A 12758-nucleotide genomic window follows, 5' to 3' on the forward strand; every position below is an offset into this window, starting at 1 on the left:
CACGTTATCGGCTTCGGAGAGCCCGGCCCGGCCGATCCGTGGCCGGGCGTTCGGCGCCGCACGGTAGTGCCGCGCAAGCGGCTTGCCTCAACCCTCGTCGCGCCAGCGGCGCAGGCGGATCGCCGCGATGATCATCAGTGCGCCGGCCATCACGCCGATCCACAGCTGGGGCGTCGCCAGGACCGAATACATGGTGCCCAGGTTGACGACCGAGTGGATCGCCTGCGGGCCGTCGACGTTGACCGGGCCGACGTTCGCGACGTCGAACCAGCTGCCCGGAACCACGCTCAGCAGGGCACGGGCGACGATGTTCTTCCAGAACCACGTGGATTCCAGGTCGAACACGTGCATCAGGTCGAACCAGCTGACGAAGATGCCGGCGAACACCGGGATCATGATCGCCCACAGGAACGGCTTGCTCTTGGCCCAGGCCGAGCACAGCATCAGCCAGCCCACGGTCGGCATCGCCCACAGCGCGTAGACCGGGATCGAGGCGATCAGGGTTCCGGCGACCTTCAATGGGCTGGCGGGTCCCCACAGCAGGGAGACTGGATTGCCGCCGTGGAACAGTGCCACCAGGCTGAGAATCGTCAGAAACCCGAGCATCGAGACGAGGCCCACGAGCACGGCGAGCGTCGGCGCGACAATCGTGGAAGTGATCACCTTGGACAGCACGGTGTCGCGGTCGGAGACCGGCAGCGACTTCCAGAACAGCACGCTGCGATCTTTCCGGTCGTCGTACAGGCTGCCCAGGCAGTAGAAGAACACCACGAAGATCAGCACGACCAGTGGCCAACCCGAGGCGGCGTACAGGGCGAAATCGAGACCGCCGCCGAACTGGTGCAGTTCGTCCGGGCTCAGCTTCTGGGTCAGCATGTTCAGATCGATGCCATTGATCTGGAAACTGCCTCCCTCGACATTGATGCGGGCATGCTCCGGTACGCGTCGGATCATCAGCTCGAAGGTACCGATCGCCATGAGCGTCAACAGCAGGGAGATGGCGCCGGCAACGATCGGAGCCCAGAAGAAGCCGCCCTTGTGCTCCCAGAACTCGCGCTTCAGCAGCAGCTTGAGCTTGTGGGTGGGGTGGTTGACCGCGGCATGCGGATGGCTGGCTGCAATGGCGTTCATGCGTAGGTCCCCTTCATGGTGGCGACGAACAGGTCGGCCAGGCCCGGCGTACGGGTTTCGCCGAGACCGGCGAGCTGGTCTTCCGTCGCGCCGTCGAACAGCATCACGGTCTTGCCGAACGGCAGCGCGCGTTCGTCGATCGGCTTCAGGGCGCGGCCCTGCTCGAGCTTGCCGGCATCCACGAGCACCTCGGTGAAGCGCTCGCCCAGGTGGTCCATGTCGTGGTTGAGCACGATCTTGCCGTCGCGGATGAACATCACGTCGGTGAGGATGTGTTCGATCTCCTCGACCTGGTGGGTCGTGACGATGATGGTCTTCTCCTCGTCGAAGTAATCCTCCAGCAGGCGCTGGTAGAACTGCTTGCGATAGAGGATGTCCAGGCCCAGCGTCGGTTCGTCGAGGACCAGAAGCTTGGCGTCGATCGCCATCACAAGCGCCAGGTGCAGCTGCACGATCATGCCCTTGGACATTTCACGGACGCGCAGGTTGGGCTTGAGCTGGGTGTGGGCGAGGAAGCGTTCGCACTTGGCCCGGTCGAAGCGCGGATGCACGCCGGCGACGAACTCGATCGCCTCCTTGACGCGGATCCAGCGCGGCAGCACCGCGACGTCGGCGATGAAGCACACGTCCTGCATCAGCTCGTCGCGCTGCGTACGCGGGTCGCGCCCCAGCACCGACAGTTCGCCCTCGAACGGGATCAGGCCGAGGATCGCCTTCAGGGCCGTCGTCTTGCCGGCGCCGTTGGGGCCGATCAGGCCGACGATGCGGCCGGCCGGGATCTCGAACGCGGTGTCGTCGAGCGCAAGCTTGTTCTTGTAAGCCTTGCGCAGGTGACGTGCGGTCACGACGCTGCGGGTTTCGGTGCGGGCGCCGCCGTTGAATGCGATGTCGTTCATGGCATACCTGCCGCTGCGTTAGGACCGCCGCTGAGAAGTTCTTCCATGCTCAGGCCGAGGCGCTGGATGCGTTCGAGCACCAGCGGCCATTCTTCGCGGAGGAAGCGCTCTCGTTCGTTGACGAGCAGTTTCCTTGCTGCCTCTTCAGTCACGTACATGCCCAATCCTCGGCGTTTTTCGACTAGAGCCTCGTCTGCCAGTTCCTGATAGGCGCGCGAGACGGTGATGGGGTTGAGCTGGTACTCGGCGGCGACCTGCCTGACGGATGGCAGGGCGTCTCCGGGCTTGAGGACCCCGTCGAGCATCATCGCTACGACGCGCTCCTTCAGCTGGCGGTAGATGGGAGCGCCGTCGCTCCACTGGATGGCGGTCATGGTTCAGCCCCGCGGTGCGAATGAGAAGTAAGGCATGGCTAGAGTCTGGCGGCTGCGATGCCGGGGTTTGTTGGCGGAGCGTGGCGACTCGCCGCTGGCCTCGGCGGTGTCGATCAGTACAGCGGCCGTGGCCAGTTCGGCGGTGAGGGCGGCAGCGTCGGCCAGGGTTTCGACCTTGTCGGCGCGGCGTTCGATGCTGCGGGCCAGGGCCTTGGCATGTTCCGCATTGGAAACACCGGCCTGGTTCGGCACGTAGCGGAAGCTCAGTGCGCCGATCTGGATCGGGATTTCCTCGGGGTTGGGTTTGACGGTGGCCGGGCTGGCCATCATCAGGGCCATGGCGAGGGTGGCTCCCGAGGCCAGCAGTGCGGTGTACGTGTTCTGGAGCCTGCGGTTCATGGCGAACATCCTGCTCGTTGGTAGACCGGTGTTGTAGGCAACTATAACACCAAAATACGTCGCGTCAATACGGGTGTACCCAACTGAAGTCATACTTCCCGCGCTTCCTGAATGAGCCCCCGTCCATGCGCCCCCAGACCCTGCTTGTTTCGGCCGTTCTGGCCCTGTCCTTGAGCGCCACGGCGGCGCTGGCCGCCGCCAGCCTGCTGTCCGGCAGCTACCGGCCCCTGGCCGGGAAAACCCCGGTCGACCTGGGGCGGACCTATCGAGGTGACGTCGTCCTGGTGGTCAATACCGCAAGTAAATGCGGCTACACGCCGCAGTTCGAAGCGCTGGAAGCCCTGCACGCCCGTTACCGGCCACAGGGCTTCGCCGTCCTTGGCTTTCCGTCGGGGGACTTCAAATCGCAGGAGTTCGATGACGAGAAGCAGATCCAGGAATTCTGCACGCTCACCTATGGCGTGAAGTTCCCTATGTTCGAGAAGGTCCACGTGGCCGGCGACGAAGCCACGCCGCTTTATCGCAGCCTTGCGCAGGCTGCGGGCGAGGCGCCGAAATGGAACTTCCACAAGTACCTGCTGGGCCGCGACGGCCGGCTCGTCGCCAGTTTCGGCAGCAAGACCCGCCCCGACGACCCCACGGTCGTGGCAGCGATCGAGAAGGCGCTGAACGCGCCGCGGCCACGCTGAAAGTCCGGAGATGGTCGCGATTGCCGGTTTTGCCAGCGACCGCGACAATAGGCGACCACACACACCGCGCCCGCGGTGCGACAGGAGTAGGAAAACGATGAAGGGTTTCGTGCGCGGCGCAGCCGTGTTGCTCACCACTGCGGCCGTGCTCGTCAGCGCGGCAGCCATTGCCCAGGACAAGACCGTGCTGACCACCGACCGCGAGAAAGCCAGCTACATGGTGGGCAGCGACATTGCCCAGTCGATCGCGCCGGTGGCGCCGGACCTCGACATCGCCGCGTTCCAGCGCGCCGTCGACAATGCCTTTGCCGGCAAGCAGCCGCTGATCACGGAAACCGAAGCCAAGACCGTCGGTCAATCGCTGATGCTGCGCATCGCCTCGCGCGCCGGCCAGGCCCCGGCGGATGCCAAGGTCCCGGAAGTCGCGAAGGACAAGGTCGGTTACCTCGTCGGTGCCGACGTCGGCCGTTCGCTGGCCCCGATCAAGGACGAGATCGAAGTGCCGGTGCTGGTGCAGGCCATCCGCACCTCGTTCGCCAAGGGCAAGCCGCTGCTGAGCGAGGCCGAACTGAACACCGTGCGCCAGTCGTTCCAGCTCAAGGTGCAGAACAAGATGATGGCCGAAGTGGCCGCGCTGGGTGAGAAGAACCGCAGCGAAGGCGCGGATTTCCTGGCCAAGAACAAGGCGACGAAGGGTGTGTTCACCACCGGCTCGGGCCTGCAGTACATGGTGCTGCGCCAGGGTGCCGGCCAGCGCCCGAAGGCCACCGACCGCGTCCGTGTGAACTACCGCGGCACGCTGCTCGACGGCACCGAGTTCGACAGCTCCTACGGTCGCGGCCAGCCGGCCGAGTTCGCGCTCAACCAGGTCATCGCGGGCTGGACCGAGGGCGTGTCGATGATGCCGGTCGGCAGCAAGTTCAAGTTCTGGGTCCCGGGTGAACTCGCCTATGGCCCGAAGGGCATGCCGCAGGGTGGCATCGGTCCGAACGCCACGCTGGTGTTCGAGGTCGAACTGATGGCGATCCTCTAAGGTCCTTCCACGTTCCATTGCACCCATCGTTCAGCTCTCCGCTGGCAGCTTGTCTGACCTCACGGCCGCATCCGCAGGCCGTGCCCCGTCTCCTGGAGTCCACTAGATGTCGATGAATCCGTACCTGCGTCACACCGCGCTCGCGCTTGCCGTGGGTTCGCTGGCGCTGTTTGCCGCCGGTTGCAACAAGCCCGCCGAAAAGGCCGACGCCGCCAAGAGCGAGACTGCCGAGGCCGGCAAGTCCGCTGACGGCAAGTCGATCCCGGGCCTTCCGACCGAGAAGGACCGCGTCAGCTACATGATCGGCATGGGCCTTGCGAAGTCGCTGGAGCCGGTCAAGGACGAGATCGATTTCGACGTCGTTTCCAAGGCGGTCAAAAGTTCGCTGGCGGGCGAGAAGCTGCTGCTCGACGAGAAGCAGGCGGCCGAGATCAACGAGGCCTTCATGCAGAAGATGCAGGCCAAGCAGATCGCCGAGATGATGGCCAAGGCCAAGAAGAACCTTGAGGACGGCCAGAAGTTCCTCGCGGAGAATGGCAAGAAGCCTGGCGTGAAGACCACCGCTTCGGGCCTGCAGTACGAAGTCGTCACCGAAGGCACCGGTCCCAAGCCCAAGGCCAGCGATGTCGTGCGCGTGCATTACAAGGGCACTCTGCTGGACGGCAAGACCTTCGACAGCTCCTACGATCGTGGCGAGCCGGTGATGTTCCCGCTCAACCAGGTCGTTCCGGGCTGGCAGGAAGGCATCGCGCTGATGCCGGTGGGCAGCAAGTACAAGCTGTGGATTCCCGCCAAGCTGGGCTATGGCGAGAAGGGCACCCCGGGTGGTCCGATCGGCCCGAACGCCACGCTGGCGTTCGAAGTCGAGCTGCTTGAGATCGTCAAGCCCGGCAGCAACTGAACCAGTAACAGGACGCCGGCGGCGCGGCCGCCGGCGTTTCCATTTCCAGGAAAGGAAACAGCAATGCGCGTCACCATTTTCGGCACCGGTTATGTGGGCCTGGTCACCGGCACCTGCCTGGCCGACGTGGGCCATGACGTGGTCTGCGTGGACATCGACCGGGAAAAGGTCGATGGACTCAACCGCGGCGTGATCCCGATTTACGAGCCCGGCCTGGAGCCGATGGTCAAGGCCAACCATGCTGCCGGCCGCCTGCATTTCACCACCGATGCCGCCGAGGCGATCGGCCATGGCGAAGTCATCTTCATCGCGGTCGGCACTCCGCCCGACGAGGACGGCAGCGCTGACCTGAAGTACGTGCTCGCCGTGGCGCGCACGATCGGCCGCCACCTCGGCGGGCCGACCGTGATCGTCAACAAGTCGACCGTGCCGGTCGGCACCGCCGACAAGGTTCGCGCGGCGATCGCCGCGGAACTGGCTTCGCGCGGCGCCGACTTCGCGTTCGAAGTTGCTTCGAATCCCGAGTTCCTGAAGGAAGGCGATGCCGTCAACGACTGCATGCGCCCGGACCGCATCGTGATCGGTGCGAGCAGCCTGCAGGCCGTGGAGAAGCTCAAGCGGCTGTACGCGCCGTTCAACCGCAACCACGAGCGCATCGTCGTCATGGACGTGCGTTCGGCAGAGCTGACCAAGTACGCCGCCAACGCGATGCTGGCGACCAAGATCAGCTTCATGAACGAGATCGCCAACATCGCCGAGCGCGTCGGGGCGGATATCGAAATGGTGCGACAGGGCATCGGTTCCGATCCGCGCATCGGCTGGCATTTCATCTATCCCGGCGCCGGTTACGGCGGTTCCTGCTTCCCGAAGGACGTGCAGGCGCTGGAGCGCACCGCGCACCAGCATGGCTACCGTGCCGAACTCCTCGGTGCCGTCGAAGCGGTGAACGATCGCCAGAAGGGCCATCTGTTCGAGTTGATCGAGCGCCATTACGGCAGCGTCGAGTCCGTGCGAGGCAAGACCTTCGCCGTGTGGGGGCTGGCGTTCAAGCCCAATACCGACGACATGCGCGAGGCTTCGAGCCGGCGCCTGCTGCAGCAATTGTGGGATGCGGGCGCCAAGGTGCGTGCCTACGATCCGGAAGCCAGCCACGAGGCTGCGCGCATCTTCGGCGAGCGCGATGACCTGGCGATGTGCGACTCCGCCCATGCCACGCTGGCCGGTGCCGACGCTCTGGTCGTGGTGACCGAATGGAAGCAGTTCCGCAGCCCGGACTTCAGCCGCCTGCACGCTGCGTTGGCCGATCGCGTCATCTTCGATGGCCGCAACCTCTATCACCCCGACGAGGTCGAGGCCGCCGAACTGGCCTATTACGGAATCGGCCGCGGACGCTCCGTGGTCGCAGGTTGAGCCCGATGAACGGCACGGTGGAAGAGCGCCTGGTCGACCTGGAAACGCGTCTGGCGTTCCAGGAACACGCCATCGCCGAGCTGAGCGATGCGCTTGCCGCATCGCGAAGCGAAGAGGCGCGCACGTCGCTGCTGCTGCATCGCGCGCTCGAGGAATTGCGCCAGCTTCGCACCGCGCTGGCGTCTGGCCCGCTGACGGGCGATCCTTCACAAGAACCACCCCCGCCGCATTACTGATCCGAGCAATGAGCGACAGCCTCCGCGACCAACTCCTGGGCCTGGGTTTCAAGCCGGCCCCCAAGCCCGAGCGTCCTGCACCGCAGAAGTCAGGGAAGAAGCCTGGCGGCCATGCGCCTGCACGTCCGGACGCTCGCAAGGGCAAGCCCGCGCCGCACGGCCAGCGTCCGCACGGTGGCAAGCCTGCGCCGCACGGTCAGCGTCCACAGCACGGCGCAGGGCATGGCAAGCGCGAGCGTGAGGACATCGATCTCGCCAAGGCCTACGCCATCCGCGCGCAGCGCGAGAAGGACGAGCGCATCGCCGCGGAAGCCGCCAAGCAGGAAGAGGCGCGCAAGCGTCGCGAAGCGCGCGCGAAGCTGGCGGAGCTGGTCAAGGACAAGGAGCTCAACGATCCGGCCGCGGAGATTGCGCGCCACTTCCCGTACGGCGGCAAGATCAAGCGCATCTACGTGAACGAGGCGCAGCTGAAGGCGCTCAACGCCGGCGAGCTCGGCGTATTGCAGATGGACGGGCGCTACCTGCTGGTCGATGCGGCATTGCTCGCGCAGGCAGAGGAAGTGTTCGCGCCGGCTTTGGCACTCAAGGTCGATCCGAATGCGCCGCCTGAAGCCGATCCCTATGCGGATCCGATGTACCAGGTGCCTGACGACCTGGTCTGGTAGTTCGCGGGATTCAAATCGCAAGGCACCGGCGGCGCGCCTGAGCAGCGCCGCCGGTAGCCATTACTCCGGGTCGTAATCCAGGTTCGATGCGAGCCGCGCCGCCTCAACGTATGGCAACGAGAAGGCCATCCGCGCCGCCGCGCGCCGGACGCGCGGCAACTAGTCCGGGTCGTAGTCGAGATTGGATGCCAGCCAGCGTTCGGCCTGCGCCAGGCTGACGCCCTTGCGGCGCGCATAGTCCTCGACCTGTTCCTTCGACACGCGGCCGACGACGAAGTACTGGCTGTCGGGGTGGCTGAAGTAATAGCCGGACACCGCCGCCGCCGGGTACATCGCGAAACTCTCGGTCAGGCGCATGCCCGCGTGGTTGCCGGCGTCGAGCAGGCGGAAGAGCGTGGCCTTCTCGCTGTGCTCGGGGCATGCCGGATAACCGGGAGCCGGGCGGATGCCACGGTAGGACTCGCTGATCAGGGCGTTGTTGTCCAGCGATTCGGCTTCGGCATAGCCCCAGAATTCCTTGCGCACGCGTTCGTGCAGGCGTTCGGCCAGCGCCTCGGCGAGCCGGTCGGCCAATGCTTTGAGCAGGATCGCGTTGTAGTCGTCGTGGTCGGCCTCGAAGCGGGCGACATGCGGCTCGATGCCAATGCCGGCCGTGACCGCGAACGCACCGATCCAGTCCTCACGTCCACTGTCCTTCGGCGCAATGAAATCGGCCAGGCAGAAGTCGGGACGCTCCACTGGCTTGTCCGCCTGCTGGCGCAGGAAGTGCAGGGTTGTGGCACCTCCCTGGGTTTCGACAACAACATCGTCGCCGGTGCTGTTGGCGGGCCACATGCCGAACACCGCCTTCGCCACCAGCCACTTCTCCGAGACGATCTTCGCGAGCATCGCCCGTGCGTCGCGATACAGCTCGCTGGCCTGCGCGCCGACGACCTCGTCGGTCAGGATCGCAGGGTATTTGCCGGCCAGTTCCCAGGTGTTGAAGAAAGGCGTCCAGTCGATGTAGTCGACGAGTTCGGCCAGCGGGTAGTCGTCGAACACCTGCAGCCCGGTTTGTTTCGGCGCGGGCGGAACGTACTCGTTCCAACGGCCGTCGAAACGCTGCCCGCGGGCTTTCTCCAGCGAGACCAGCCGTTTGCCATCGCCACGATGCTTGTGGCGTTCGCGGATCTCGGCATAGTCGGTGTCGTTGGCGGCAACGAACGCAGTGCGCAGGTCGTTGCTGATCAGCGACTGCGCCACGCCGACCGCTCGCGAGGCGTCCTTGACCCAAACGGTCGGCGCCTTGTAGTGAGGATCGATCTTCAGCGCCGTATGCGCTCGGGAAGTGGTAGCGCCGCCGATCAGCAGCGGGATCGCGAAGCCCTGGCGCTGCATCTCGCGCGCGACATGGCTCATTTCCTCCAGCGACGGCGTGATCAGGCCGGACAGGCCGATCAGGTCGGCGTTCTCGGCCTTCGCGCGGTCGAGGATCGTCTGTGCCGGCACCATCACGCCGAGATCGACCACCTCGAAGTTGTTGCATGCCAGTACGACGCCGACGATGTTCTTGCCGATGTCGTGCACGTCGCCCTTGACCGTGGCCATGACGATCTTGCCGTTGGATTTGCCGGCGTCGCCGGTGCGCAGCTTCTCGGCCTCGATGTAGGGCAGCAGGTAGGCCACCGCCTTCTTCATCACGCGTGCCGACTTGACCACCTGGGGCAGGAACATCTTGCCGGCGCCGAAGAGGTCGCCAACGACATTCATGCCATCCATCAGCGCGCCTTCGATCACGTCCAGTGGACGCGAGGACTGGGCGCGGGCTTCTTCCGTGTCCGTCTCGATGTACTGGTCGATGCCATGAACCAGCGAGTGGCTCAGGCGGTCGCGCACCGGCTTGTCGCGCCAGGCGAGGTCTTCGACCTTCTTCTCGCCCTTCTTGCCCTTGTAGCGGTCGGCGATCTCCAGCAGGCGTTCGGTGGCGTCGCTGCGGCGGTTGAGGACGACATCCTCGACGCGCTCGCGCAGGTCGGCATCGAGATCGTCGTACAGGGGCAGGGCGCCTGCATTGACGATGCCCATGTCCATGCCGGCCTTGATCGCGTGGTACAGGAACACGACGTGGATGGCCTGGCGCACCGGCTCGTTGCCGCGGAACGAGAACGAGACGTTGGAGACGCCGCCGGACACGTGGCTGTAGGGAAAGCGGCGCTTGAGTTCGCGCGTGGCTTCGATGAAGGCCACGGCGTAGTCGTTGTGTTCCTCGATGCCGGTAGCGATCGCGAACACATTCGGGTCGAAGATGATGTCTTCGGGCGGGAAGCCGATCGACTCCGTCAGCAGCCGGTACGCGCGCGTGCTGATGTCGACCTTGCGCTCGATGGTGTCGGCCTGGCCGGCCTCGTCGAACGCCATGACCACCACGGCCGCGCCATAGCGGCGCACCAGGCGCGCCTGGCGCAGGAACTCGGCCTCGCCTTCCTTCATCGAGATCGAGTTGACGATGCCCTTGCCCTGCAGGCACTTGAGGCCGGCCTCGATGACGCTGAACTTGGAGCTGTCCACCATCACCGGGACGCGGGCGATGTCGGGTTCCGCGGCGATCAGGTTGAGGAAGGTGACCATGGCCTGCTCGGAGTCGAGCAGGCCTTCGTCCATGTTGACGTCGATGACCTGGGCGCCGTTCTCGACCTGCTGGCGCGCGACCACCACCGCTTCGTCGAAGCGGCCTTCGAGGATCAGTTTCTTGAATTGCGCGCTGCCGGTGACGTTGGTGCGCTCGCCGACGTTGACGAAGTTGCTTTGCGGAGTGATCTGCAACGGCTCCAGGCCGCTCAGTCGCGTCTGGCGGGGTAGTGCGCTCATGCGGCGGCCGTCTCCAGGTTCGGCAGTGCGCGCGGTGGATGCGCCGCTACCGCCTGTGCGATTGCGGCGATGTGCGCCGGCGTGGTCCCGCAGCAGCCACCGACCAGGTTGAGCAGGCCGGCCTGGGCGAACTCGCCGAGCACCGCCGCCATGTCTTCGGGCGTCTCGTCGTAGCCGCCGAACGCATTGGGCAGGCCGGCGTTGGGGTGGGTGCTGACATAGGCATCAGCCACCTGGGCCAGGATGTCCACGTGCACGCGCAGGTCCTTGGCGCCGAGCGCGCAGTTCAGGCCGATCGCCAACGGCTGCGAGTGGCGCAGCGAGTACCAGAAGGCTTCAGCCGTCTGCCCGGACAGGGTCCGGCCGGACGCGTCGGTGATCGTGCCGGAGATCATCACCGGCAGTCGCGCTCCACGCGCCTCGAAGGCTTCCTCGACCGCAAACAGCGCGGCCTTGGCGTTGAGCGTGTCGAATACCGTCTCGACCATCAGGATGTCGGCGCCGCCGTCGATCAGGCCGTCTGCGGCCTCGCGATAGGCCTCGCGCAGTTCGTCGAAAGTGATGGCGCGGAAACCCGGACGGTTGACGTCGGGACTGAGCGAGGCCGTGCGGCTGGTCGGACCCAGCACGCCGATGACGTAGCGCGGCCGGCTCGGGTCTTTCGCCTCGACCGCGTCGCAGGCGGCGCGGGCCAGGCGCGCGCCGGTTTCGTTCAGCTCGCGGGCCAGGTGTTCCAGGCCGTAGTCCGCCAGCGATACGGTGGTCGAATTGAAGGTATTGGTCTCGATCAGGTCCGCGCCAGCGTCGAGGTATTGCGTGTGGATGCCGCTGATGATCTGGGGCTGGGTCAGGTTGAGCAGGTCGTTGTTGCCGCGCTGGTCGCGTGCGCAGCCACAGCCGTCGCCGTGCGCGTGACCAGTGGAGGCATAGGCCCGGTCGTAACCGTGGGCGAAACGCTCGCCCCGGTAATCGGCCTCGTCCAGATGGTGCTGCTGGATCATCGTGCCCATGGCGCCGTCGATGATGAGAATGCGCTCGCCGAGCAGGCGCTGCAGGGCCTGTGCGCGTCGCGGGTCGATCCAGGGAAGGGTGGCGGTCATTACGGGTTCTTCTTCGCGGTGGGGCGCGCGTGGGTCTTGTCGGTGTGGCGGCGCGCGGAGGCGGGCTCCGCCGGCTTGTGGGCGATGAGGGCGATCACCTCGAAGTGGGGCGGACGCCGTTCGCGGGTGACGGTGTTGCAACTGCTCACGTCGAGCCCGGCCTTGGCCGCGTACTTCAGCAGCTCCTTCTCGGAGAACCCGAGATTGACGTGGCCGTAGGCCTCGACCACGCCGCGGTGCTCGTGTCGTGCGAGGCTGGTGAGCAGCAGGCGCCCGCCTGGCTTGAGCACTCGCGCGGCCTCGACGACGGCCTGGGCCGGCTGGTCGGCGTAAGTCAGCGCATGCATCAGCACAACCAGGTCAAAATGCGCTTCGGGAAACGGCAGGGCGTGCATGTCGCCCTCGCGCACCTCGACGTTCTTGAGGCGGCGCAGGCGTTCGGACGCGGCCAGCACGACCTTGGTGCTCGAGTCCAGGCACACGTACCGGTGTGAATGTGGCGCGAGCAGTTCGGCCAGCACGCCGTCGCCGGACGCGATGTCGAGCACGTCGCCGGGCTCCAGCAGCGGCAGGGCGGAACGCGCCATGGCTTCCCAGGTGCGTCCCGGGGAGTAGTGGCGTTCCATGTCGCCGGCCACGCTGTCCGCCCAGTTCTGGTCGACCGCGCGCGAGGCCAGCACGTCCCTGACCCGGTCGGCGTCCTGGCGCAGCAGCGGGTCGTCGCTGCCTTCGCGGAGCGTTTGCCACAGTGCCTTCTGCGCGCTGTCGAGCGCCGCGTCGTCGAAGCGGTAGTAGGCCGACACACCGGCGCGGCGGTCGCGGACCAGGCTGGCTTCCTTGAGCTTTGCCAGATGGGTCGATACGCGCGGCTGGGCGAGGCGGGTGATGGCCGACAGCTCGGCCACGGTCAGCTCCTCGCGCTCCAGCAGCGCCAGCAGCCGTACGCGCGTCGCGTCGGCGAACACCTTCAGTCGGGACGACCAGCCTTCGAGGTCCATGCTTTATCAACCTATCGCGATATAGCGATAAGTGTGGGTCCGGAGGGGTGGATGGGTCAAGTTCGAAGGGTGGGACGGG

At 65.8% G+C, this 12758-nt stretch carries 13 protein-coding genes; 6 read left to right on the forward strand and 7 right to left on the reverse strand.

Features of this window, described 5'->3' with window-relative positions; all coding sequences use genetic code 11:
* Window positions 1–87: 87 nt before the first annotated feature.
* From IU514_RS10940 to IU514_RS10955, 4 genes are read right to left on the reverse strand one after another with little or no spacing between them, the layout of a single operon-like run.
* Complete coding sequence (locus IU514_RS10940) at window positions 88–1131, reverse strand: hypothetical protein (RefSeq protein WP_194931136.1); 1044 nt, start codon at window positions 1129–1131, stop codon at window positions 88–90.
* Complete coding sequence (locus tag IU514_RS10945) at window positions 1128–2027, reverse strand: ABC transporter ATP-binding protein (protein WP_194931137.1); 900 nt, start codon at window positions 2025–2027, stop codon at window positions 1128–1130. Before IU514_RS10945 ends, IU514_RS10940 begins: the two co-directional genes overlap by 4 nt.
* Window positions 2024–2401, reverse strand: coding sequence for a GntR family transcriptional regulator (locus IU514_RS10950; protein ID WP_194931138.1), 378 nt, complete (start codon window positions 2399–2401; stop codon window positions 2024–2026). Before IU514_RS10950 ends, IU514_RS10945 begins: the two co-directional genes overlap by 4 nt.
* A 3-nt stretch (window positions 2402–2404) precedes the next feature.
* A complete protein-coding gene (locus IU514_RS10955) occupies window positions 2405–2800 on the reverse strand; it encodes a hypothetical protein (protein WP_194931139.1) in 396 nt (131 codons plus the stop codon).
* 140 nt (window positions 2801–2940) lie between these two features.
* Between IU514_RS10955 and IU514_RS10960 the strand changes: the two genes are divergently transcribed.
* The 6 genes from IU514_RS10960 (at window position 2941) to IU514_RS10985 (ending at window position 7734) form a co-directional block, all read left to right on the forward strand.
* On the forward strand, window positions 2941–3489 hold the full coding sequence (locus IU514_RS10960) for a glutathione peroxidase (RefSeq protein ID WP_194931174.1): 549 nt from the start codon (window positions 2941–2943) through the stop codon (window positions 3487–3489).
* A gap of 97 nt (window positions 3490–3586) precedes the next feature.
* Window positions 3587–4522, forward strand: coding sequence for an FKBP-type peptidyl-prolyl cis-trans isomerase (locus IU514_RS10965; protein ID WP_194931140.1), 936 nt, complete (start codon window positions 3587–3589; stop codon window positions 4520–4522).
* Between the two features lie 106 nt (window positions 4523–4628).
* On the forward strand, window positions 4629–5423 hold the full coding sequence (locus IU514_RS10970) for an FKBP-type peptidyl-prolyl cis-trans isomerase (RefSeq protein WP_228760640.1): 795 nt from the start codon (window positions 4629–4631) through the stop codon (window positions 5421–5423).
* 63 nt (window positions 5424–5486) lie between these two features.
* Window positions 5487–6833, forward strand: a complete 1347-nt coding sequence (locus tag IU514_RS10975) for a UDP-glucose dehydrogenase family protein (protein WP_194931141.1) — start codon at window positions 5487–5489, stop codon at window positions 6831–6833.
* A 5-nt stretch (window positions 6834–6838) separates the two neighbouring features.
* Window positions 6839–7069, forward strand: coding sequence for a SlyX family protein (locus IU514_RS10980; RefSeq protein ID WP_194931142.1), 231 nt, complete (start codon window positions 6839–6841; stop codon window positions 7067–7069).
* An 8-nt stretch (window positions 7070–7077) separates the two neighbouring features.
* Complete coding sequence (locus tag IU514_RS10985) at window positions 7078–7734, forward strand: DUF2058 domain-containing protein (RefSeq protein WP_194931143.1); 657 nt, start codon at window positions 7078–7080, stop codon at window positions 7732–7734.
* A gap of 159 nt (window positions 7735–7893) precedes the next feature.
* Here the strand turns inward: IU514_RS10985 and metH are convergent, their stop codons facing one another.
* The 3 genes from metH to IU514_RS11000 are packed head-to-tail and all read right to left on the reverse strand — an operon-like array spanning window position 7894 to window position 12679.
* Window positions 7894–10581: a methionine synthase gene (metH, locus tag IU514_RS10990; protein WP_194931144.1), complete on the reverse strand. Its 2688-nt coding sequence runs from the start codon at window positions 10579–10581 to the stop codon at window positions 7894–7896.
* A complete protein-coding gene (locus IU514_RS10995; protein WP_194931145.1) occupies window positions 10578–11681 on the reverse strand; it encodes a homocysteine S-methyltransferase family protein in 1104 nt (367 codons plus the stop codon). Before IU514_RS10995 ends, metH begins: the two co-directional genes overlap by 4 nt.
* Window positions 11681–12679 (reverse strand): ArsR family transcriptional regulator, encoded by a 999-nt coding sequence (locus tag IU514_RS11000; protein WP_194931146.1) that lies wholly within the window; start codon window positions 12677–12679, stop codon window positions 11681–11683. Before IU514_RS11000 ends, IU514_RS10995 begins: the two co-directional genes overlap by 1 nt.
* Window positions 12680–12758: the final 79 nt, after the last annotated feature.

The sequence above is a fragment of the Lysobacter niastensis genome (assembly GCF_015453285.1).
GTDB classification, from domain to species: Bacteria; Pseudomonadota; Gammaproteobacteria; order Xanthomonadales; family Xanthomonadaceae; genus Lysobacter_J; species Lysobacter_J niastensis.

Bases quoted from the DNA above. Each gene is read 5' to 3' on its own strand.
- IU514_RS10940 (WP_194931136.1), bottom strand. From the start codon at position 1,131: ATGAACGCCATTGCAGCCAGCCATCCGCATGCCGCGGTCAACCACCCC.
- IU514_RS10945 (WP_194931137.1), bottom strand. From the start codon at position 2,027: ATGAACGACATCGCATTCAACGGCGGCGCCCGCACCGAAACCCGCAGC.
- IU514_RS10950 (WP_194931138.1), bottom strand. From the start codon at position 2,401: ATGACCGCCATCCAGTGGAGCGACGGCGCTCCCATCTACCGCCAGCTG.
- IU514_RS10955 (WP_194931139.1), bottom strand. From the start codon at position 2,800: ATGAACCGCAGGCTCCAGAACACGTACACCGCACTGCTGGCCTCGGGA.
- IU514_RS10965 (WP_194931140.1), top strand. From the start codon at position 3,587: ATGAAGGGTTTCGTGCGCGGCGCAGCCGTGTTGCTCACCACTGCGGCC.
- IU514_RS10970 (WP_228760640.1), top strand. From the start codon at position 4,629: ATGTCGATGAATCCGTACCTGCGTCACACCGCGCTCGCGCTTGCCGTG.
- IU514_RS10975 (WP_194931141.1), top strand. From the start codon at position 5,487: ATGCGCGTCACCATTTTCGGCACCGGTTATGTGGGCCTGGTCACCGGC.
- IU514_RS10980 (WP_194931142.1), top strand. From the start codon at position 6,839: ATGAACGGCACGGTGGAAGAGCGCCTGGTCGACCTGGAAACGCGTCTG.
- IU514_RS10985 (WP_194931143.1), top strand. From the start codon at position 7,078: ATGAGCGACAGCCTCCGCGACCAACTCCTGGGCCTGGGTTTCAAGCCG.
- metH (WP_194931144.1), bottom strand. From the start codon at position 10,581: ATGAGCGCACTACCCCGCCAGACGCGACTGAGCGGCCTGGAGCCGTTG.
- IU514_RS10995 (WP_194931145.1), bottom strand. From the start codon at position 11,681: ATGACCGCCACCCTTCCCTGGATCGACCCGCGACGCGCACAGGCCCTG.
- IU514_RS11000 (WP_194931146.1), bottom strand. From the start codon at position 12,679: ATGGACCTCGAAGGCTGGTCGTCCCGACTGAAGGTGTTCGCCGACGCG.